This is a genomic window from Streptomyces sp. NPDC029169 (assembly GCF_055563935.1).
Map to the genome: position 1 here is coordinate 36,460 of NZ_JBVHXA010000005.1, position 21,098 is coordinate 57,557.

The window sequence follows — 21,098 nt, forward strand, 5'->3', positions numbered from 1 at the left end:
ACGGAAAAGCGGGAGAAGAATCTTCCGCTCCCCGGCGTCGACCAGGGGCGATACCCATCAGCTGCGGCGCCACCGATACCCGGGGAAGCATTTCCTCCGGTAAACCGGCTATTTCCTTGTGCCATACAGAAGATTCATCGACCACGGGTCGCCGGATTCCACTCCGAGAACCCCGAATCCCACCTTTCTCCAGAACGCGCGCGGGATGCACGGGTGGCCGCGGCGCCCGGAACCGGACCGGGCCGCCGCGGCCTGCATCGCCGACACCCGTAGAGAGGGCCGGGGCGGGCCGAGTACTCCCCCGGCTACGAGATACCACGGACGTCGGTTCTGGCCGGTTCACGACGGCGGGGAGTACCTGAGCGCCGCAGCGCCTCCTCACCAGCGAAGCTCCCACACCGACGTCGCTTTGTCGTGCGGCTGGAGCGTCGACGACAAAGGGAGGAGCGCAGTAGATGAAAACGGCCCGAGCAGACACCCTGCGACAGGCTCCGCCCCCGGGGCAGGCCGCCCGTGACGACCCCTGGGCCGAGGCGGCCGCCCTCGTACGGGCCGCCCAGTCCGGTGACGTGATGGCCCTGAACGACCTCCTCGGCCTGCTCACCCCGTACGTCAGCCGGCTGTGCCGGCCGATCGCCCTGTCGCACAGTTCCGACGCCGTGCAGGAGGCGCTGATCGCGGTCTTCCAGGGCCTGCCCCGGCTGAAGGATCCCCGCGCCGTCTACGCCTGGGTGCGCACCGTCACCGTACGCGAGGCGGTGCGGGTCGCCCGGCGGGCGGAACGGGAGACCCCGGTATGCGAGTTCGACGCCTTCGAGGACCTGGCCCGGTCGTGCAGCCCCGAACTGGCGGTGGACGTCCGGGACGCGCTGCGGCGCATGTCGACCGAGCACCGCGCGGTCCTGGTCCTGCGCGAACTCGAGGGCCTGGACGAGCGGTCGGCGAGCGACATCCTCAACATCTCCCACGGCACGGTGAAGTCCCGTCTCCACCGTGCCCGTCACAGCTTCCGAAAGGCGTGGCCGCGATGAACCCCACCTGGCCGACGGCCGAACTCGATCCGGTACGGCGTCTGCGCGTCATGGCCGGCGGACTCCATGCCGTCATGTACGCGGACGCGTACCTCGACCTGCCGCCCGACGAGGTGTGGGCGGTGGCGAGCGACCTGGAGCACGAACTGCCGAACCTGCTGCCGACCGTGCGCGCCTTCCGCTGCCGGCCGGCGGGACCGGACCGCATGAAGGCCTGGGCGTACGGGCCGTTCGCTCACAGCGCCTCCTTCGATGTCCTGCTGCAGCCTGGTTGGTGCCTCATGCAGAGCCGTTACGTCGTCGGCGGCATGGCCGCGACCCCGGAGGGCTCCGGTACCCGGTTCGCGGTCCTCGGCGGCCTCCGCCAGCCCTGGTCCGCCCGGGTCCAGCGGGCCCTGCGCACGGTCGGCCAGGCCCGCGGCCGGCTGATGATCGAACGCGCCGCCGCCCGAACCCGCGCCCGCACCGCCGGCACCTGACTCGTGTGCGCGCGAGCGGTACGGGTCCGGCCCGGTTCGGGCGGCCGGACCCGTTCGAGGCTGCTCAGCCGAGCGTCACCCGCGCCACGGCGGCGAGCCGCTCCTCGTCGAGGTCGAGCAGCGCACGGCAGCGGAAGCGCTGGATCTTTCCGCTCGGGGTCTTCGGCAGCGCCCCGCGCGGCAGGAACAGGTACTCCGTGAGCGCGACCCCGGCCTTCTCCATGGCCAGCGAGGCCGCCTCCTCGGCGATGGGACGGTAGTCCCGGGGGTTGCCCTGGGACTCCAGCATCAGCACCAGCCGGGGCGTGCCGGAGCCGCCCACGTCGACCAGGGCCGCGCATCCCTTGCGTATGTTCTTGAGGGAGTCGACCGCCGCCTCGATCTCCGAGGCGTAGACCTTCCGCCCGCCCACGGACAGCATGTCGTCGGCCCGGCCGAGCACGTACAGCTCGTCGTCCAGTGTGAAGCCCAGGTCTCCGGTGCGCAGCCAGCCGTCCTGGAATCGCGCGGCGGTACGTTCCGGGTCGGCGTGGTAGCCGCTCGCGAGGCTCGGCGAGGAGACCTGGATCTCCGCGACCCCGCCCAGGCCGCCGGCCCGCACCGAGACCCCGGGCAGCGTCACGCCGTTGGAGACGAGCCGGGTGGCCTTCGGGTGGTCGGGCGCCACCTCGACCACCTGACCGGCGACGAGTGCGGGCCCGTCGAAGGCGAGCGCCTTCGGTGCCCGCGCCCACGGCTTGCCGGTCACGGCGAGGGTCGCCTCCGCCATGCCGTACGCGGGCTGGAACGCGGTGTCGGACAGGCCGAAGGGTCGGAACTTCTCCGTCGCGGCGGTCAGCGTGTCCCAGTCGACGCGCTCGGCGCCGATCACCGCGGCGCGGATCCTCAGCTCCTTGGGGAGTGTTCCGCTCCCCTGGGCGCGCGCGGCGAGGTACACCGCCGTGCTCGTGCCGGCCGTCATCGTCGCCTGGTACTCGGACATGTCACGGAACCACGTACGCGGCGCCATCCCGAACCGCTCCGGGGAGGAGAGTACGAAGTCGAAGTCGTACGCCCACGAGTACAGCAGGCAGCCGAACATCCCCATGTCGTGCGAGAGCGGGAGCCAGGAGGCGACCGTGTCGGCTCCCGGCCGGCCGCCCGTCAGATGGAGGATGATCCGCAGCTGCTCCTCGATGGCGCGGGTCGTGAGCGCGCACCCCTTGGGGGTGCTGGTGCTGCCCGAGGAGTACTGGATGAACGCCACGTCGTCCCGGCCCGGGGGGCTCGGGTCGATGCGCCGGGTGCCGCGCAGCGAAGCCCAGCCGTGGAGGGGCAGTTCCTTGCTCAGTTCCTCCGGGACCATGGGGACGAGCCAGTCGTCCACGAGGAGGACGGTCGGGTCGAGCCGGGCCGAGAGCGCCACCAGCTGCTCGCCGTACGCCTCCTGGCTCTGGCCCCGGGTGGGCAGCGGCAGCGAGGCCACCGCGCCGCCGGCCAGCCAGACGGCCAGCAGGCCGCGCACCGTGTCGGGTGTGTTGGTGAGGATGGCGGCGACCCGGGTGCCGGGCCGTACGCCGAGGGTGCGGAGCTCGGCGGCCATCCCGTGCGCGTCCCGGACGACGTCACGCCAGGGTGTGTGCTCGAACTCGTCGCCGGACCACACGTGCAGCACGCCGTGCGAGGCATCGTGCGTCAGGGCGTTGAAGAACTCCATGTGCTTGTCCCCGTCTTGTGTTGTCTCGTCGCCGCTATTCGACGTCCACGAGGGAGGCGTCGGACGCCCGGGACCGGTCGGCCATGGGGGCGATCTTCTGCTGGCTCTCCAGGAGTTCCTCCCTGGAGAGGGAACTCCCGCTGACCCGGCTGATGTTGGCCTCGCGCATGGTCATCCGCTCGGGGTCGATCCGGACGACCTTCCAGGCCAGCCCGGTCTTCTCCAGACCCCAGATGAGGATGGCGCTCAGGTCGATCTCGTACCACTTCATGCCGTGGCGGGCGGAGCGGGGGAAGGCGTGGTGGTTGTTGTGCCAGGCCTCGCCGAAGGAGGGGATGGAGAGCCAGGCCACGTTGCGCGACTCGTCGGTGGTCTCGAAGCGGCGGCGGCCGAAGTAGTGGCCGACGGAGTTGACCGCGTAGGTCATGTGGTTGATGAGGAAGATGCGGACAAGGCCGCCCCACAGCATGCCGGTCAGTCCCGCCTGGAGGGAGCCGCCGGTGATGCCGTACGCGATGAGGCCCGGCAGGACGACGCTTGCCGTGACGACGAGCACGATGTGCTGGCTGAGCCAGCGCAGCGACTTCTCGCGGACCAGGTCGGGGCAGTAGCGCATGGGGTCGGACGTCAGGCCGACGTCGAAGAGCCAGCCCAGGTGCGCGTGCCACAGTCCGGCCATGGTGCCCTTGAAGCCGGGTTCGAAGTCGAGGTGGGGGCTGTGCGGGTCGCCTTCCTTGTCGGCGACGCGGTGGTGCTTGCGGTGATGGGCCGCCCAGATCAGCGGCGGGCCCTGGCCCGCCATGACGCCGGCCGTGGCCAGGGCGACGCGGATGGGCTTGTAGGTCTCGAAGGAGCGGTGGGTGAGCATGCGGTGGTATCCGGTGGAGATCCCGAAGCCGGATATCGCGTACATGATGACGAGGACGACGACGTCCGACCAGCCGAAGATCTCGTTCCAGAGCAGGACCATGGCGCCGAAGACCGCGACCAGCGGGATGAGTGACGCTCCGAGTATGAACCAGCGGTGTTCTCTGCCGTTCATCTGCCTCTCACTTCTGTGCGTTGACTGTCCGTCGGATGGAGGGGGTTGCCCCGGGCGTTGCGGATCAGGGGCAGGATCACCGCGCGTAGCACGGGAAAGAGCAGCGCGCGCGGGGTGTGGCGGCCGGCGAGGTACTGCGCCTTGGCGACCGGTCCCGGGACGACGGTGCGGCGCCCCTGTTCCAGGGCGCGCAGTGCCGCCTCGGCGACGCGCTGCGGCGGCAGCCAGGCCAGGAACCGGTGCCTCTGCAGGCCCGTGATGCCGCCCGCGGCGTAGAAGTTGGTGCGCACGGGGCCCGGGGCGAGCAGCGTGCAGCTCACTCCCGTGCCGCGCAGTTCGACATGGAGGGATTCGGCGAAGGTGTTCGCGAACGCCTTGGTGGCCGAGTAGGTCGCCGCGGTCGGCACCGGCTGGTAGCCGGCGGTCGATCCGGTGACCAGGATCCTGCCGTGCCGGCGGGCGAGCATGCCGGGCAGCACGGCCCGGGTCAGCTCGTGCAGGGAGACGACGTTGACCTGGATCTCCGCGGCCTCCCGTGCCGGGTCGTTCTCGCTGAACGGCCCGCAGGTGGGGAAGCCCGCGTTGGCGCAGAGCACGGAGACCGGCTGCGCCGCGAGCTCCTCGCCGAGCTCCCGGCGCGCGGCGGGATCGGCGAGGTCGCAGGTCCTGACGTGCACCGCCACCCCGTGCGTCGCGCGCAGTTCCGCGGCGAGGCGTTCCAGGGCCTCGGTGCCGCGGGCGACGAGCCACAGACCGTACCCGCGCGCGGCGAGGCCCCGGGCGAGGTGCTCGCCGATACCGGAGGAGGCGCCGGTGACAACCGCCCAGCGGGGGCCCGTCATGCCCCGCTCCCGCCCGTGAGGTGGGTGGCGAGCCGCCCGGCCGCCGCCCGGCCCGTCCTGGCGCACGCCTCGATGGACACGCCCTGGATGTAGTCGCCGGCGAGCTCGAGGCCCGCCACGTCCGTGACGGATCCGCGAACGTCCGCCAGGAACTCGGCGTGGTACGGAAGGTAGCCGCTGTAGGCGGCCTTCCAGTGCTTGACGACGGTGTGGACGCGCTCGGCGCGCGGCGCTCCCAGGTACTTCACCAGCCGCTCTTCGGTGTCGCTCGTCAGCCGGGCGATGTTCTCGGGGCTGAAGTCGGTGAGCCGGCCTTCACGGCCGCTGTAGGTGTAGCGGACGATGTGCCGCTCCTCCATGCCGTACGAGCCGGCGTTGGTGCAGGGCCCGTCGTCCAGGGCGAGCGCGCGCACGTCGTGGCCGAACATGGGCCGGTCGTACTCGACGAGCACCACGGTGGACGGGAAGTAGTTCACGTCCGACAGGCGTCGGGCGAGTTCGGGCAGCGCAGAGCGCACGATGTCGGCCGTGGCGTACGCGGGGGTGGCGAGGACCACCCCGTCGTAGTCGCTGGTCCGCGCGTCCGCGCCGCTCTCGGCGACGCGCAGGCCGGTGATCTTGCCGCCCTGGGTCACCAGGCCCTCGACCCGGGCATCGAGCCGCACCGGGACCCGCTTGGCGAAGGCTTCGAGGACCGGCTGGATGCCGCCCGCGAGCTGGTCGTAGTGGTCCATCAGCATGGCGATGTTCGTACCGAAGGTGCCCGGGTACATCTCGTCCGGCTCGGCTCCGTTGTTGCGGATCACCATGGGCCGGACCAGCATGTCCGTCATCTCGGGCCCGAAGAACGAGCTGAGCGGGGCGTGGTCGTGGCGGTGTGAGACGCCGCTGAAGTAGCGCGAGCCGAGGAAGCGGTTGCGGTCGTCGGCCCGGATGCGCGCCGCCATGGCCGCCATCCGCAGGAAGTCCCGCGTGGAGCCCATGCGCCGGATGTTCTGCAGGGTCTGGCCACGGCGCTCGCTGTCGAGGGTGAGCACCTGGCCGTTCTTGATGCGCGAGGCGTTGTAGCCGAACGACTCGTACGTGTCCCGGCCGAGCTCCGAGGTGAACCAGCGGAACGTGTGGTACCGGCGGCCGATGTTCTTTCCGCCGGTCATCACCGGCCGGTCGCCGAGCTTGTCGAGTCCGAAGCGGCCGCCGAGTGTCCCGGCCGCCTCGATGACCTCGACGTCGTAGCCGAGGAGGTCGAGGCGGAGCGCCGCGGTGAGGCCGGAGATGCCCCCGCCGACGACGGCCACGCGCCGCCGGTTCCGGCCGCGTTCGGCGGATGCTGTGCGTGCGGAGGGTGTGGTGCGGTCGAAGGGTGTGGTGCGGTCAAGAGACATGGATCAGACTCCGTGCGCTCGTACGGTCGAATGGGGGCCCGGGGCCGCGTCTGTGTCTGCGTCTGCGTCTGCGTCGGGAAGCAGCTCGATACGGCCCTCGACGACCTTGTGTCCGAACTGCCGCAGGGCCACGGCCACCGGAAGGCGGCCGTCCGCGGCGGGGGTGCCGACCTCCGCCTCGTAGACGAGGTCCGCCTCGAACTCGGCGAAGTCGAGGAACGCCGCCTCGCAGCCGACGACGAGGGCGTGCGGCGTGCGCATCGCCCCGGCCCGGCAGGCCGCGGCCACGGCCGTCTGCCGCAGTCCCTCGACCATGAGCGGGCCCGGCACATGGTCGTACTCGTGGTCGAAGAACGCGGGGTGCCGGGGGTCGGCGGCCAGCAGATAGCCCGTGCCGCCGCCCGCCGACTCTGGCGTGCCGATCACGACGTTCCGCGGGTTCTCACGGCCCACCAGGGCGGGTTCGAGGCGCCGCGCCGGGGTCGGCCGGGCGGTGTCCACGGGCTTCCGCCCCCGCTGGAAGGCCCGGAAGACGTCATAGTCCTCCTGCGACATGAAGGCGAGGACCGCGCGCAGGGTCATCGCCCGCCGGCCGCCGATCTCCATGACCCCTTCGAGGACCATGCTCACCACGTCGGATCCCCTGCCCACGCGGTCGGCCACCCGGTAGTGCACAAAGCCCTCCAGGGCGGAGACCCCGTCGTGGACGTACGCCTCAGGGTCCTCGACCCGCAGGGTGATCCGCTGGAGGCTGAAGGGGAGCCCGACCGGGACCCCGACATGGCGGTGCAGGAGCACGAAGATGGACTGCCGGGCGGCCTCGGCCGAGGCGAACGGGTCGTGAAATCCCGGCCGTTGGTCGGACCAGAGGCTGTGCGCGCGAGGGATCTGGAAGGACAGATGGAAGTCGTCCTCGGACGTCTGCGCGGAGTCGGCGACGAAGACCTCGCCGATCTGCCTGCGGTGCGCCAGGGCGCGCGGCACCGTCCGCTCGAAGGCCAGCTCGATGCCGGGGGGCGGCAGCTGACCGCGTACGGCCGCGTGCGGGACTGTGCCGTGCGGGACTGTGCTGGTCATCGGCTCAGCTCCGGTTCAGAGGTGTCCTGCTGTACGGGGCGGGGCTCCGGGCCCCGGTGGTGGACGGGCTTGCGCATCGCGTTCCTGCGCCGGATCTCCGTGCCGGCCAGCCTCCGCAGCTCGGTCAGGGCGGCACGCCGTCGGGCGGGCCCGCGCAGCAGGCTCCCGCCGGTGGCGCGGAGCACCCGCGCGGGGGTGAGCACGTCGAGGACGGAGGCCCGGTGGCTCAGCAGGTTCAGTACCCCGTCCATCTCGCCCCGGGCGTGCAGCCTGCGCACGACCTGGGGGACGACGCCCGCGATGGGACCGGCCACGCCGAGGTCCGCGGCCAGGCCGTAGTACTCGGCGTAGGTACGGTCCCGCCACCGGCCGAACTTGGCGGTGGCGTCGTCCATCGGCTCCGCCGACCCGAGCGCCGCCGCGACGGCGGGCGCGAGCCGCTCCGCCTGGTGGAACGCGTCGCCGATGCCGCGCCCGCCCGCCGGGTCCTTGAAGTGCCCGGCGTCACCGAGCAGGACCCAGCCGGGGCCCGCGGCCTCGCGGAAGTATCCGACGAAGCGGCGGATGCCGTAGATCCTGCTCGCCCGGGTGGCGCCGCTCGCGAGCGCCTCGGCGATCGGCGCGCAGCGCGTCGTGTGGGCGCGCAGGGAGCCTTCGAGGTCGGCGCGGAAGCTCTCCCGCTCGTGCTGCTGGGGCGAGACGCCCACGATGTACAGGCCGTTGTCGGCGGGGCCGCCGAGCATGTGCCGGTCGCCCCAGCGGTGGAAGACGAAGGTCGGCCGCGGACCGAGGTCCGCGCCTTCGAAGTACGTCCAGTAGTAGCTGCGTTCACCGGGCGTGACGTGGTACATGCGCGCCCCGCACGCCTCGGCGACCGTGGAGTTCCGGCCGTCCGCGCCGACCACCAGGCGAGCCCGCAGCTCGCTCTCGGCCCCGCCGCGCACCGCGCGGACGCCCGCCACCCGGCCGCCGTCGTCGCGCACCACGCCGACGACGCGGGTGCCGAGCCGCACCTCGGCGCCGGACTCGCGGGCCGCGTCCACCAGTACGGGATCGAGGACCTCCCTGCGGATGCACGCCGCGCCGCCCACGTCGCCGGGCGCCTGCGGGAACGCGGCCACGCAGCGGAACTCCTCCAGGCGCATGTCGACATGGCTCATGGTGGTGACTCCGGCGTCCCGCAGCCGCTCCATCACCCCGAGCCGGCTCAGGAACGCGAGGGAATCCGCCTGGAGGATGTTGGAGGAGAGGGTCGAGCGGATCTCCGCGGCCTGGTCGAGCACGACGACGCGCAGCCCGCGGCGCGCCAGGAGCGCGCCGACCGACGCCCCCGCGCAGCGCGCGCCGACCACGATCACGTCGAACTCCTCCGCACCGGCCCCCCTGCCACCGCTCACGACGCGCTCTTCCAGCGCATGGCCGCGGCGGCGGCGAAGTCTCCGGCATGTGCGAAGCCGGACATCACGACGAGGTCGCCGTCGTGCAGGTCACCGTTGCGCGCCGCCTGGTCGAGGGTGATGGGCACGGCGGCGCCGTACAGGTTCCCGAAGCGGTCGAAGGTGTCCAGGTGGCGCTCGGGGTCGAGCTTCAGCGCCTCCCGCCAGTTCTTCAGGAAGATCCGGTTCGGCTGGTTGGTGACCAGCACGTCGATGTCGGAGGGCGGTACGCCGAGGTCCGCGCAGAGCTTCCCGACGATCTCGGGGACGAGCCGGTTGCCGCGCTCCAGGATCTCGGCCGTCTTGTCGGCGTCGAACCAGATGTCCATCTGGCCGTTCCCGGGCTCCCAGTACTTGCGCCGGTCCGGGGTCCGTACGCCGAGGTCGACGGAGTGTTCGGGGACGCTGTGGGTACGGACGCCGAGGACGGGCGAGCCGCCGCCTGCCTCCAGGTAGGCCACCCCGCAGCCGTCGCCGGGGACCGCCGCGTGCGACAGCCTGCGCACCTCGGACTGGGCGAACATCTGGCCTGCGGTGTTCTGCACGTTGGCGATCAGTGCCGTACGTGCCGAACCGTCGGCCATGATCTTCTGGGCGAGGCGCACCATGTACATGAACGAGCCGCAGCCGCCGTTGTGCAGGTCCACGATCCACTCGGGATCGATGCCGAGCCGGTGTGCCGCCTGGGCGCCGACGCCCATGAACGGTTCGTCGGGGAGCAGGACGTTCGTCAGGAGCACGTCGACCTGGCCCGCCGGCTCCTTGCCGAGCCGTTCGAAGACCGGCCGGGCCGCCTTGGCGATCATGTCGGCCGCGCGCTCGCCGGGAGCGACGTGGTGGCGCGTCGGCGGCACGCGGAACAGGGGCGTGTTGGCGAGCGGGTCCACCGGGGCGTTCTCGTCCCGGAAGAACTCGGGCCCCACGACGGTCTCGGGCAGATAGCTCCCGAAGTCGACTATGCCGACGGGCTGCATGACAGTTCCTTTCGAAGCCAGTCCTCGACGATCCGCGCCGTCTGCGCAGCGTGTTCTTCGAGGAGCGAGAAGTGGTCGCCGGGGGCCGGGGCGACGGTGTCGGAGGCGTTCCAGAGCCGCCAGGCTCCGCTGCCCGCCGCGTCCGGGCCCCGCTCGGCGGTGAGCAGCAGCGCCGGCGCGGTCAGCGGGTCGGCCGTCCAGCCGTCGAAGAGCCGCAGATAGCCGCCCATGGCCAGGACGTTGTCGTCGTTGATGTCGACGAGCGCCTCGTCCCTGGCGAGGATCCGCCCCATGGCCCAGCTGAACACCTCGCCCTGCTGGGCGGGTTCGGGCTCGTACGTGTCGATGAGCACGACCCCCTCGACCCGGTGCCCGGCACGCTCCAGGGCCGCGGCGACGGCATGCGCGAGCACCCCGCCGATCGAGTGCCCGACAAGGAGCACCGGGGCGTCGCCCGCGAACGCCAGGGCGGCGGCGGCCAGCCTGTCGACCGCCGCGCGCCACGATCCCGGCAGGTCCGGCGAGGCCCCGAGGCCCGGCAGGGTGAGCGCGGCCATCCGCGGCCGGTGCGTGAAACCCGCGGCGAACCGGGCGAACTGGTGCGGCCCGGACCCCGCGAGGAACGACGGCACGCAGACGACGGCGGGCGCGGCGGGCCCGTCGGAGAGCAGGACGTGCTCCGGCCGCGCGTCGGACCGGTCGGAGGTGGTGAAGCCGGGGCGTTCCGCGGCGGCTTTACGCAACAGGGCGACGACGTCCGGAAGTTCGCCCTTGCCGTGTGCGGCCCTGAGCAGCTCGGCGTAGCCGGGCTCGGCGGGCGCGATCATGGGCCTCAGGTACTCCGCGATTGCGGCTGGGGTGGGGTGGTCGACCAGGAGGGTGGCGGGCAGGTCGAGGCCGGTGACGGCCGAAAGGCGGCGCTGGAGCCTGACGGCCCCGAGCGAGTCGATGCCGAGCTCCAGGAGCGTGCGGCCGGCGTCGACGGCCGCGCCGTCCTCGTAGCCGAGGACGAGGGCCGCCTGGGTGCGGACCAGGGCGAGTACGTCCTGATCCTGCCGCGACTCCGACCGCGAAGGCTCCGGTTCCGGGGGCGGGACGGCCGTCCCGGGCGCCGGGTTCCGTACCGCCTGCGCCCCGTCGATCCAGTGCCGGCGCCGCTGGAAGGCGTACGTGGGAAGCGACACTCGGCGGGCCGCGGCCGGGACGAAGAGGGCCGCCAGATCGCCGCTCGCTCCGTTTGTGTGCAGCTCGGCGAGGGCGGTGAGCAGTGCGGCGGGCTCGGGTGCGCGCCCGTCGAGGGCGGGCGTGAGCACCGCGGACGACGGGGCGTCGAGGCAGTCCCTGGCCATGCCGGTGAGCACCCCGGCGGGGCCGAGCTCCAGGAAGGCCGTCACTCCCGCCCGCTCCAGGTGGCGCATTCCGTCGTGGAAGCGGACGGGCCGTTCGGCGTGCCGCACCCAGTACGCGGGACTCGTCAGGTCGGCCGGGTCCGCGAGGTTCCCGGTCACGTTCGAGACGATGGGCACGGAGGGCGCGTGGTAGCGCAGGCCGCCGGCCACGAGGGCGAGGCGGTCGAGCATGGGACGCATCAGAGGCGAGTGGAAGGCATGGCTCACCCGCAACCGCCGGACCCGGCGCCCCTGGTCCTGCCACTGCCGCTGCCACGCGGTGAGCGCGTCGACGTCGCCGGACACGACCACCGAGCGGGGACCGTTCACCGCGGCCAGGGCCAACTGCCCGTGATCCCGCAGGCTTTCCCTGGTCTCGTCCTCCGACGCCTCCAGGGCGAGCATCGCGCCGCCGTCCGGGAGCGCCTGCATGAGGGCGCCGCGGGCGGCGACCAGGGCGCTCGCGTCCGCCAGGGACAGCACCCCGGCGACATGCGCGGCGGCCAGTTCGCCGACCGAGTGGCCCATCAGGAAGTCGGGCGTGAAGCCCCAGGCCTCGACGAGCCGGTACAGCGCCACTTCCAGGGCGAACAGGGCGGGCTGGGCGTAGCCCGTACGATGCAGCAGCTCGGCTTCCGGGGTGCCCTCGTCGGCGAACATCACCTGCCGCAGCGGGCGGTCGAGATGCCGGTCGAGTTCGGCGCACACGGAGTCGAGGGCCTGCGCGAACAGGGGGTGAGCGGCGGCAAGTTCACGGCCCATGCCGGCCCGCTGCGAGCCCTGCCCCGAGAGGAGGAACGCGGTCTTCGCGGCCCGTACGGCCAGCCCCTGGACGGCGTTGTCCGGCAGCTCACCGGACCCGAACGACCTTAGAGCGGCGAGGAGTTCGTCGCGCGTGGCGCCGGTGACGGCCGCCCGGTGGGGGAAGCGCGCGCGGGTGAGCGCGAGCGCGGCGCCGACCTGGACGGGGGTGGCGTCGGGGGCGGTACCGGTGAGGTGGGTGTGGAGACGGCGGGCCTGCTCGCGCAGAGCGGCGGGGGTCTTCGCGGACAGCACCAAGGGGACCAGCGGGACGCTCTCGCTGTGGGCTTCGGCTTCTGCTTCGGCCAGCGGCGCTTCCTCGATGACGACATGGGCGTTGCTGCCACTGATCCCGAAGGCCGAGACTCCGGCGCGGCGGACCCGCTCACCGCGCGGCCAGGGCATGGCCTCGGTCAGCAGCGAGATCACCCCGCCGGACCAGTCCGCCTTCGTCGTGGGCCGGTCCACATGCAACGTCCGCGGCAGGACCTCATGTCGCAGCGCCTGAACCATCTTGATCAGACCACCCACACCCGCCGCAGCCTGACTGTGCCCGATGTTCGACTTCAACGAACCCAGCCACAAAGGCCGCCCCGCCGCACGCTCCCGCCCGAACACAGCCTGGAGCGCATCGATCTCGATCGGATCACCCAGCGTCGTCCCCGTACCGTGGCCCTCGACCACGTCCACATCCCCAGGACCAAGACCGGCAGCAGCCAACGCCTCACCCACCACACGCTGTTGGGATGAGCCGTTGGGAGCCGTCAGACCATTGCTCGCACCGTCCTGGTTAACCGCCGAACCCCGGATCACCGCAAGCACCTGATGGTTGTGGCGGCGGGCGTCGCTCAGCCGCTCCAGCAGAACGACCCCGACACCCTCCCCCCAGCCGGTCCCGTTCGCCCCCTCCGCGTACGAACGGCACCGGCCGTCCGGCGACAGAGCGCGCTGCCTGCTGAACTCCGTGAAGACACCCGGGGTGGACATCACCGTCACGCCGCCCGCCACCGCGAGCCCGCACTCACCGCGCCGTAACGCCTGCACGGCCAGATGGACACCCACCAAGGACGACGAACACGCCGTGTCCACCGTCAGGGCCGGACCCTCGAACCCGAACACGTACGAGATCCGCCCCGACAGCACACTGCCCGCCGAACCGATCCCCCAGTACCCCTCGAGATCACCCGGACCCGAACGCGCCAGCTGTACGTAGTCCTGACCGGTCGTCCCCACGAACACACCGGTCCGTGAGCCGCGCAGCTCGCCCGGGTCGATGCCCGCGTCCTCCAGGGACTCCCAGACGGTCTCCAGGAGCAGCCGCTGCTGCGGGTCCATCGCCCGGGCCTCCGTACGGCCGATGCCGAAGAACTCCTCGTCGAACTCCGTGGCGCCCTCCAGGAACGCACCACCTCTGGCATACGTCGTCCCAAGGTGATCCGGGTCGTCGTCGAAGAGGTGGTCCAGGTCCCAGCCCCGGTCCTGCGGGAAGTCCCCGACCACGTCCCGCCCCGCGGCCACCACGTCCCACAGGTCGGCCGGCGAAGCCACCCCGCCCGGATAGCGGCACGCCATGCCCACGACCGCGATCGGCTCGTGAGCGCGCTGCTCGGCCTGGCGCAGCTTCTCGCGGGTGCTCTGCAGTTCCGCGGTCACCCGCTTGAGGTACCGCAGTGTCTTGTCGTCGGACATGTTCAGCGCACCCCCAGGTCGTTGTCGATCAAGTCGAAGATCTCGTCCGCGGTCGCCTCGTCGATCCGCTCCCCGAGCTCTCCCGCGTCGCCGCCGTTCTCCCCCTCGCCGCCCTCCAGCGCGGCGAGCAGGGAGCGCAGCCGCGCGCCGACGGCGGCGGCGTCGGACTCGGCGACCGACGGCAGCACCTCGGCCAGGCGGTCCAGGGACGCGTACACGGCGGGAGCCGTCGGCGGTTCCTGGTCCTGGCCGGCGTGCTCTTCGAGCAGCGTCCGCAGATGAGCGGCGAGAGCGGTCACCGTGGGGTGACCGAAGACCAGCGTGGACGGCAGGGTGAGACCGGTCAGCCGGCTCAGCCGGTTGCGCAGCCGTACCGCGCCCAGAGAGTCGAGACCCAGCTCCCTGAAGGGAAGTCCCGGGTCGACCGCGCCCTCGTCCTCGGATCCGAGAACGGCGGCGAGCTCGGCCGTGACCGCGCCCGTCACCAGCGCGTCCCACTCCTCCGGCGCCGTGGCCGCGAGGCGTTCCCGCAGCGCGCCGCCCGTCGTCTCCGCCTCGCGGGGCGAGGCGGGCACCAGGGACCGCAGCACCGGCGGGAGCGTGCCCTCGCGCGCCTGGGCGCGCAGCGCGCCCAGGTCCAGCGAGACGGGGAGCAGCAGCGCCTCGTCGGTGCCGTGCACCGCGTCGAAGAGACGCAGACCCGCGTCGGTGGTGAGCGGCGCGAGACCCGACCTCCCCAGCTGGGCGACGCCCGTGTCCCCGAGGTGCCGGGTCATGTCGCTCGCCTCCTCCCACAGGCCCCAGGCGAGCGAGAGGGCGGGCAGGCCCTGGGCGCGCCGCCACCGCGCGAAGGTGTCGAGGAACGCGTTGGCGGCCGAGTAGTTGCCCTGCCCGGGGCCGCCGACAGTGCCGGCCACGGAGGAGAACAGGACGAAGGCGGAGAGCGGCGCACCGGAGGTCAGCTCGTGCAGATGGAGGGCGGCATCGATCTTGGGCCGCAGCACACGGTCGAGCCGCTCGGGCGTGAGCGTCTCCACGAGGCCGTCGTCGAGCACTCCCGCGGAGTGGACGACAGCGGTCAGCGGATGCTCCGGGGGTACGGATGCCAGGAGCGCCGCCGTCGCCGCGCGGTCCGTGAGGTCGCAGGCGGTGACGGTCACCTCGGCGCCGAGCGCGGCCAGTTCGGCCTCCAGCTGCGCGACACCGTCGACCGCCCGGCCGCGTCGGCTCACCAACAGCAGGTGCTGCGCACCGTGTTGGACCACAAGGTGCCGGGCCAGGTGGGCGCCGAGGCCGCTGGTGCCTCCGGCGATCAGGACCGTGCCGTCCGGGTCGAAGCGCAACGGCTCGCCCTCGGTGCCCCGGGCCCGGACGACGCGGGGAACGTACGCCACCCCGTCGCGCACGGCGAGTTGGGGTTCCTGGGTGGCGAGGAGCGCGGCCAGGACGGGTGCGGGGGCGTCCGCGCCGTCCAGGTCGATGAGCGTGAACCGGCCCGGGTGCTCGGACTGTGCCGTACGCACCAGGCCCCACAGCGGGGCGAGGTCCGGGGTGGCATCCACGGCGTTACGGGTGAGGAACACCAGCTGTGCGGCGCCGTACCGCTCGTCGGCGAGCCACTCGCGCAGCAGGGCGAGGGTCCGGTGGGCGCAGTTTCGGGCCGCCTCCGCGCTGGGCGCTTCGTGCGCGGCCGTCCCGGGCGCGATCACGTCCTGCGGCACGATCACGGTCTCCGGGACGGGCTCGCCCGCGTCGATCGCCTCGCCGAGCGCGGACAGGATGGCGTACGAGGCGACGTCGGCGCCGAAGCCGTAGCCGTTTCCGCTCTCGCCCAGCACCGCCCAGCGTCCCGGCGCGGCGGCCGTCGGAGTCGGAACGGCCTGCCAGTCCAGCCGGAACAGCGAGTCGTCGGCCGTACGGAGGGACGCCAGCCTGGCCGGCGACACCGGACGGGCCACGACCGAGTCGACGGAGACCACCGGAGCGCCGTTCGCGTCGACGGCGACCATCCGCACGGTGCCCTCGCCGAGCGGTGTGAGGGAGACGCGAAGGCGGGTGGCGCCCGGCTGGTGGATCCGTACGCCGGACCAGGTGAACGGCAGCCAAGCCTGGGCCGATGTGTCGTCGGCACCGGCCAGCTCGGTGAGCTGGGCGTGGAACGCCGCGTCCAGCAGCGCGGGGTGCACGCTGAAGCCCTCCGCGGCGCCGGGTCCCGCACCACCCGTCTCGGCGTCCACCTCGGCGAGGATCACCCCGTCGCGCCGCCAGGCGGCGCGCAGTCCGCGGAAGACGGGGCCGTATCCGAAACCGCGTTCGGCGAGACGGTCGTACAGCTCGCCGATGTCGAGGGCGGTGGCGCCGGCGGGCGGCCAGAAGGACAGGCCGGGCGGGGCCGCGTCGGCGGACCCCTCGGGCGCCGCTGAGAGGAACCCGGTGGCGTGCCGCCGCCAGGTGCCGCCGTCCGTCGTACCGCCGTCCGTCGTACCGCCGTCCGTCGGACTGCCGTCCCTCGGGTCGCCCGAGGCGGTCACCGGGCGGGAGTGGATGGCGATCGGCCGCCGTCCCTGGGGGTCCCACTCCCCCACCGACGCCTGCAGATCGACCGCGCCCTCGTCCGGGACGGCCAGCGGCTCCTCCAGCGTCAGCTCGTCGACCGTCTGGCACCCGGTGTACGCGGCGGCCCACGCGGCGAGGTCGACGAAGGCGGTACCCGGCATCAGCACCGTGTCGTACACCGCGTGGTCGTCCAGCCAGCCCTGCGTGTGCCGCGAGACGCGGCCGGTGAACAGCCAGCCCGTACCGTCGGCCTGCTCGGCGACGACGGGCAGGAGCCGGTGTCCGGTGGTACGCAGTCCCGCCCCGGAGACATCCCCGGCGGTGGCGCGGGACGCGGCCCAGAGGTGCTGCGGGCGGAACGCGTAGGTGGGGAGCGGGACATGGCGTGCGTGACGCGCGTCGAACACCGCGTCCCAGGTCACGGGAGCCCCGTGTGCGTACGCCTCGGCCAGGGCGGCGGTGAAGCGGCCCCGTTCGTCTTCGCGTCGCGCCGAGCCGAGGACGGTGGCGGAGGCGCCGGTGGTGGTGTCCGGCCCGGCGGTCTTCGTCCACTCCTCCACCGTCTGCTCCACCGCGAAGGTGAGGATCGGATGGGGGCTGACCTCGATGAACGTCGTGTGGCCGCGGTCGAGCAGGTCCCGTACGACCTCCTCGAAGCGGACGGTCCGGCGCAGATTGCGGTACCAGTAGCCGGCGTCGAGGCCCGAGGTGTCGAACTCGGCGGCGGTGACGGTGGAGTGGAAGCTCACCTCGCCGGCGCGCGGGGCGACCGGCGCGAGGACGGCGGCGAGGCGCTCCTCGAGGGGTTCGACCTGCGGGGAGTGGGACGCGTAGTCGACAGGGATCAGCCGTGCCCAGATGTCCTCGGCGGCGCAGACGGCGAGCAGTTCCTCCAAGGCGTCCGGATCCCCCGACACGGTCATCGAGGACGGCCCGTTGACCGCGGCCACGGATATCAGCCCGTCCCAGCGTTCGAGCAGCGGGAGCAGCCGCTCGGGCGACGCCGTCACCGATGCCATGCCGCCCCGCCCTTCCATGGCCGCGATGGCCCGGCTGCGCAGGGCCACGACCCGGGCCGCGTCCTCCAGCGACAGGCCACCGGCGACGTAGGCGGCCGCTATCTCCCCCTGCGAGTGCCCGACCACGGCGTCCGGGTGCACCCCGTGGTGGCGCCAGAGCGCGGCCAGCGCCACCATGACGGCGAAGAGTGCGGGCTGCACGACGTCCACGCGGTCCAGCGAGGGAGCGCCGGGCGCGCCGGCGAGCACCTCGTCGAGCGACCAGTCGACGTGCGGTGCGAGCGCGTCCGCGCAGGCCTTCAGTTCCTCGGCGAACACGGGGTGGACGGCGGCGAGTTCACGGCCCATGCCGAGCCACTGGGAGCCCTGCCCGGGAAAGACGAAGGCGATCTTTCCCGTACCGGCCCGGCCTCGGGTGACCTGCTCGGCGTCCTCTCCCCGGGCGATCGCGGCCACCCCGGCGAGGAGTTCGTCGCGGGTGGTGCCGGTGACGGCCGCCCGGTGGGGGAAGTGCGCGCGGGTGAGCGCGAGTGCGGCGCCGACCTGGACGGGGGTGGCGTCGGGGGCTTCGGTGAGGTGGGAGTGCAGGCGGCGGGCCTGCTCGCGCAGGGCCGCGGGGGTCTTCGCGGAGAGCACCCAGGGCACCACCTGCGGGGCTGCCTGGTGATCCACGCCGGGATCCTCGTCCTCGGGTGCCTCCTCCACCAGGACGTGCGCGTTGGTCCCGCCGACGCCGAAGGCCGAAATGCCGGCGCGGCGGACCCGTTCACCGCGCGGCCAGGGCGTGGCCTCGGTGAGCAGGGAGATCACGCCATCGGACCAGTCGGCCTTCGTCGTGGGCCGGTCCACATGCAACGTCCGCGGCAGGACCTCATGACGCAGCGCCTGAACCATCTTGATCAGACCGCCCACACCCGCCGCGGCCTGACTGTGCCCGATGTTCGACTTCAACGAACCCAGCCACAGCGGCCCCCGACCCGCCGCCGCACGATCCCGCCCGAACACAGCCCTGAGCGCATCGATCTCGATCGGATCACCCAGCGTCGTCCCCGTACCGTGGCCCTCGACCACATCGACATCCCCAGGACCAAGCCCGGCAGCAGCCAACGCCTCACCCACCACACGCTGTTGGGACGGACCGTTCGGAGCCGTCAGGCCATTGCTGGCGCCATCCTGATTGACCGCCGAACCCCGGATCACAGCAAGCACCCGATGCCCAAGCCGGCGGGCATCGCTCAGCCGCTCCAGCAGAACGACCCCGACACCCTCGCCCCAGCCCGTCCCGTTCGCGCCCTCCGCATACGAACGACACCGGCCGTCCGGCGACAGCGCACGCTGCCTGCTGAACTCCGTGAAGACCTTCGGCGTCGACATCACCGTCACGCCACCCGCCACCGCGAGCCCGCACTCACCCCGCCGTAGCGCCTGCACGGCCAGATGCACACCCACCAACGACGACGAACACGCCGTGTCCACCGTCAGAGCAGGACCCTCGAACCCGAACACGTACGAGACGCGACCCGAGAGCACGCTGCCCGCCGAACCGATCCCCCAGTACCCCTCGAGATCACCCGGACCCGAACGCGCCACCTGCTCGTAGTCCTGACCGCTGCTGCCGATGTAGACGCCGGTCCGGGACTTCCTGAGCCGGGCGGGGTCGATGCCCGCGTCCTCCAGGGACTCCCAGACGGTCTCCAGGAGCAGCCGCTGCTGCGGGTCCATCGCCAGGGCCTCGCGACGCGCGATGCCGAAGAAGTCCGCGTCGAAGTCGGCGGCCGATGCGAGGAAGCCGCCGGTGCGCGCGTAGCTCGTGCCCGGCTGATCGGGGTCGTCGGCGAAGAGGCGGTCCAGGTCCCAGCCCCGGTCCTGCGGGAAGTCCCCGACCACGTCCCGCCCCGCGGCCACCACATCCCACAGGTCCGCCGGCGAGGCCACCCCACCGGGATAGCGGCACGCCATGCCCACGATCGCGATCGGCTCGTCGTCCAGGGCGGCCGGCTCGACCTGCTCAGCATCGGCGTCGGCGACGGCGGCGGCGGCGACAGGACGGGCGAACCCGAACCGCGAGAGAAGGTGTTCCGCCACGGCGGCCGGCGTCGGGTGGTCGAACAGCAGCGTGAGCGGGAGTTCGAGGCCGGTGGCCTTGCTGAGGCGGCCGGTCAGCTCCACGGCGGCCAGGGAGTTGTAGCCGTAGTCGCGATAGGCGAGGTCCGGATCGATGTCCTGCGGGTCCGTGCCCGTCAGGCTCGCGGTCTGCTCGCGGACCAGATCGAGCAGGGCCGGGTACCGGCCGGTGTCGGGCAGACCGGTCAAGCGCAGCGCCAAGGCGTTGGTCTGCGCGTCCATCGCGTCACTCATGTCTTCTCCACGTCATCGCCTCTGCGCCCCCGCGCCGTGCTGCCGCGCCGCTCCCGCGTACCCGGGAGCGGCCACAGAGTCCGCCCTTCGCCCCTTACGGGGCTGCGGGCTTACCGGTGAGCAGGAACGACCTGATGTGTGCGCTGAGTTGTTCGGGCTGGTCCTCGGGGATGAGGGTGTAGCTGTCGGCGATCTCCACGAGCTCGCCCTGGGGCAGCAGGTCGGCGAGCCTCCGCCCGTGCTCGGGCGGCATGACCTTGTCCTCGGCGGCCCACACCACGAGGGCGGGCCGGTCGAAGTCGCGCAACTTCTCGGCCCAGGCGATTAGTTCGCTCTTGGGAGGGACGCCGAGGACGTACTTCCGAAGGTCCCGGCGGATCTCCTTGGAGGTCCACAGCGGTTCGAACCAGGTGTTCATCACGTCGTGCGGGACCGGCCGCTTGCTCATCCAGCCCCAGGTCATGGGCAGTCGCCGCATCGGCTTCAGCTTCAGCAGCGTGAAGGCGAAGTTCAGGCCGCCGGGCATCTTGGCCGAGGTGTACAGATTGCTCCCGGGCACGCCCGGCGGGAAGTTGTCGAAGGCCTCGCAGGAGGTGATGACGAGGCGTCCGATGCGGTCGTCCCGGCCCTCGGCGACCAGCGCCTGGGGGCCGCCCCAGTCGTTCATCACCAGGGTGACGTCCCGCAGGTCGAGCCGCTCCAGGAACTCGGCCACGAGCCGGGCCACGCCCGGGATCGAGAGGTCGGCGTCGGGTTTCATCGGCCGGCGGTGCCCGCCCAGGGGCAACGTCGGTACCACGCAACGGAATTCCGAGCGCAGGGATGCCACCACGTTACGCCACAACGAGCCGTCCATCGCGACACCGTGGAGCAGGACCACGACGGGTCCGTCGCCACCGGTGTCCTGGTACTCCACCGTGCCCGCCGAGAGGTGTACTTCAGGCATGTCGAATCTCCCTGGTACCGAACGAATGTGAGGGACCGTCAGACCGCCGCCGTAACCGGTGCGATGCGCAGGGCCACGTTGGGGGCGTGACCGCCCGATCGACTGAATCGGACCCAAGCAAAACACCTCGGTCCCTTTTTCGCCAGCAAGAACTCGCAGAAGATGATCATTGCCCCAAAGGGCAATAGCGGACGATCGATCGCCTGGGTAGCGTGTGCTCCCCGTGCCGGGTCGGGTTTCGGCCAAGGTCAAGGACGGGTTTGCCGGACATGGGCGCCGCACGGCTTCGGCCCGCACTGACATCAACCTCACGATCGGGCCCGTATTCCGCCACGGAGTCCGTCCCAGAATCCACCCCAGAATCCACCTCGGAATCCAC

The 21,098-nt window shown here is 72.2% G+C and carries 11 protein-coding genes and 1 pseudogene; 2 read left to right on the top strand and 10 right to left on the bottom strand.

Annotated features, from left to right (window positions below):
• The first annotated feature begins 455 nt into the window (after window positions 1-455).
• Window positions 456-1,031 carry an RNA polymerase sigma factor gene (locus tag ACZ4VI_RS11510; RefSeq protein ID WP_467998909.1) on the top strand — a complete coding sequence of 192 codons (576 nt, stop codon included), beginning with the start codon at window positions 456-458 and terminating at the stop codon, window positions 1,029-1,031.
• On the top strand, window positions 1,028-1,510 hold the full coding sequence (locus tag ACZ4VI_RS11515; RefSeq protein ID WP_467998911.1) for a hypothetical protein: 483 nt from the start codon (window positions 1,028-1,030) through the stop codon (window positions 1,508-1,510). Before ACZ4VI_RS11510 ends, ACZ4VI_RS11515 begins: the two co-directional genes overlap by 4 nt.
• A gap of 64 nt (window positions 1,511-1,574) precedes the next feature.
• Here the strand turns inward: ACZ4VI_RS11515 and ACZ4VI_RS11520 are convergent, their stop codons facing one another.
• The 10 genes and pseudogenes from ACZ4VI_RS11520 to ACZ4VI_RS11565 form a co-directional block, all read right to left on the bottom strand.
• Window positions 1,575-3,206 carry an AMP-binding protein gene (locus ACZ4VI_RS11520; RefSeq protein ID WP_467998913.1) on the bottom strand — a complete coding sequence of 544 codons (1,632 nt, stop codon included), beginning with the start codon at window positions 3,204-3,206 and terminating at the stop codon, window positions 1,575-1,577.
• 34 nt (window positions 3,207-3,240) lie between these two features.
• On the bottom strand, window positions 3,241-4,248 hold the full coding sequence (locus tag ACZ4VI_RS11525; RefSeq protein ID WP_467998914.1) for an acyl-CoA desaturase: 1,008 nt from the start codon (window positions 4,246-4,248) through the stop codon (window positions 3,241-3,243).
• Complete coding sequence (locus tag ACZ4VI_RS11530; RefSeq protein WP_467998916.1) at window positions 4,245-5,090, bottom strand: SDR family NAD(P)-dependent oxidoreductase; 846 nt, start codon at window positions 5,088-5,090, stop codon at window positions 4,245-4,247. Before ACZ4VI_RS11530 ends, ACZ4VI_RS11525 begins: the two co-directional genes overlap by 4 nt.
• Complete coding sequence (locus tag ACZ4VI_RS11535) at window positions 5,087-6,475, bottom strand: protoporphyrinogen/coproporphyrinogen oxidase (RefSeq protein WP_467998918.1); 1,389 nt, start codon at window positions 6,473-6,475, stop codon at window positions 5,087-5,089. Before ACZ4VI_RS11535 ends, ACZ4VI_RS11530 begins: the two co-directional genes overlap by 4 nt.
• Window positions 6,476-6,478: 3 nt before the next feature.
• Complete coding sequence (locus tag ACZ4VI_RS11540; RefSeq protein ID WP_467998920.1) at window positions 6,479-7,552, bottom strand: AfsA-related hotdog domain-containing protein; 1,074 nt, start codon at window positions 7,550-7,552, stop codon at window positions 6,479-6,481.
• Complete coding sequence (locus tag ACZ4VI_RS11545; protein ID WP_467998921.1) at window positions 7,549-8,949, bottom strand: NAD(P)/FAD-dependent oxidoreductase; 1,401 nt, start codon at window positions 8,947-8,949, stop codon at window positions 7,549-7,551. The genes ACZ4VI_RS11540 and ACZ4VI_RS11545 overlap by 4 nt, the downstream gene beginning before the upstream one ends.
• A complete protein-coding gene (locus ACZ4VI_RS11550; RefSeq protein ID WP_467998923.1) occupies window positions 8,946-9,962 on the bottom strand; it encodes a 3-oxoacyl-ACP synthase III family protein in 1,017 nt (338 codons plus the stop codon). The genes ACZ4VI_RS11545 and ACZ4VI_RS11550 overlap by 4 nt, the downstream gene beginning before the upstream one ends.
• On the bottom strand, window positions 9,944-13,840 hold the full coding sequence (locus tag ACZ4VI_RS11555) for a type I polyketide synthase (RefSeq protein WP_467998925.1): 3,897 nt from the start codon (window positions 13,838-13,840) through the stop codon (window positions 9,944-9,946). Before ACZ4VI_RS11555 ends, ACZ4VI_RS11550 begins: the two co-directional genes overlap by 19 nt.
• A gap of 2 nt (window positions 13,841-13,842) precedes the next feature.
• Window positions 13,843-19,692, bottom strand: a pseudogene (locus ACZ4VI_RS11560) (type I polyketide synthase); the annotation flags it as partial.
• 175 nt (window positions 19,693-19,867) lie between these two features.
• Window positions 19,868-20,719: an alpha/beta fold hydrolase gene (locus ACZ4VI_RS11565; RefSeq protein ID WP_467998926.1), complete on the bottom strand. Its 852-nt coding sequence runs from the start codon at window positions 20,717-20,719 to the stop codon at window positions 19,868-19,870.
• Window positions 20,720-21,098 lie beyond the last annotated feature (379 nt).

What these genes read in the sequence shown, in the direction of transcription:
- ACZ4VI_RS11520 (WP_467998913.1), bottom strand. Translation starts at nt 3,206, where the DNA reads ATGGAGTTCTTCAACGCCCTGACGCACGATGCCTCGCACGGCGTGCTG.
- ACZ4VI_RS11550 (WP_467998923.1), bottom strand. Translation starts at nt 9,962, where the DNA reads ATGCAGCCCGTCGGCATAGTCGACTTCGGGAGCTATCTGCCCGAGACC.
- ACZ4VI_RS11510 (WP_467998909.1), top strand. Translation starts at nt 456, where the DNA reads ATGAAAACGGCCCGAGCAGACACCCTGCGACAGGCTCCGCCCCCGGGG.
- ACZ4VI_RS11535 (WP_467998918.1), bottom strand. Translation starts at nt 6,475, where the DNA reads ATGTCTCTTGACCGCACCACACCCTTCGACCGCACCACACCCTCCGCA.
- ACZ4VI_RS11530 (WP_467998916.1), bottom strand. Translation starts at nt 5,090, where the DNA reads ATGACGGGCCCCCGCTGGGCGGTTGTCACCGGCGCCTCCTCCGGTATC.
- ACZ4VI_RS11555 (WP_467998925.1), bottom strand. Translation starts at nt 13,840, where the DNA reads ATGTCCGACGACAAGACACTGCGGTACCTCAAGCGGGTGACCGCGGAA.
- ACZ4VI_RS11565 (WP_467998926.1), bottom strand. Translation starts at nt 20,719, where the DNA reads ATGCCTGAAGTACACCTCTCGGCGGGCACGGTGGAGTACCAGGACACC.
- ACZ4VI_RS11540 (WP_467998920.1), bottom strand. Translation starts at nt 7,552, where the DNA reads ATGACCAGCACAGTCCCGCACGGCACAGTCCCGCACGCGGCCGTACGC.
- ACZ4VI_RS11515 (WP_467998911.1), top strand. Translation starts at nt 1,028, where the DNA reads ATGAACCCCACCTGGCCGACGGCCGAACTCGATCCGGTACGGCGTCTG.
- ACZ4VI_RS11525 (WP_467998914.1), bottom strand. Translation starts at nt 4,248, where the DNA reads ATGAACGGCAGAGAACACCGCTGGTTCATACTCGGAGCGTCACTCATC.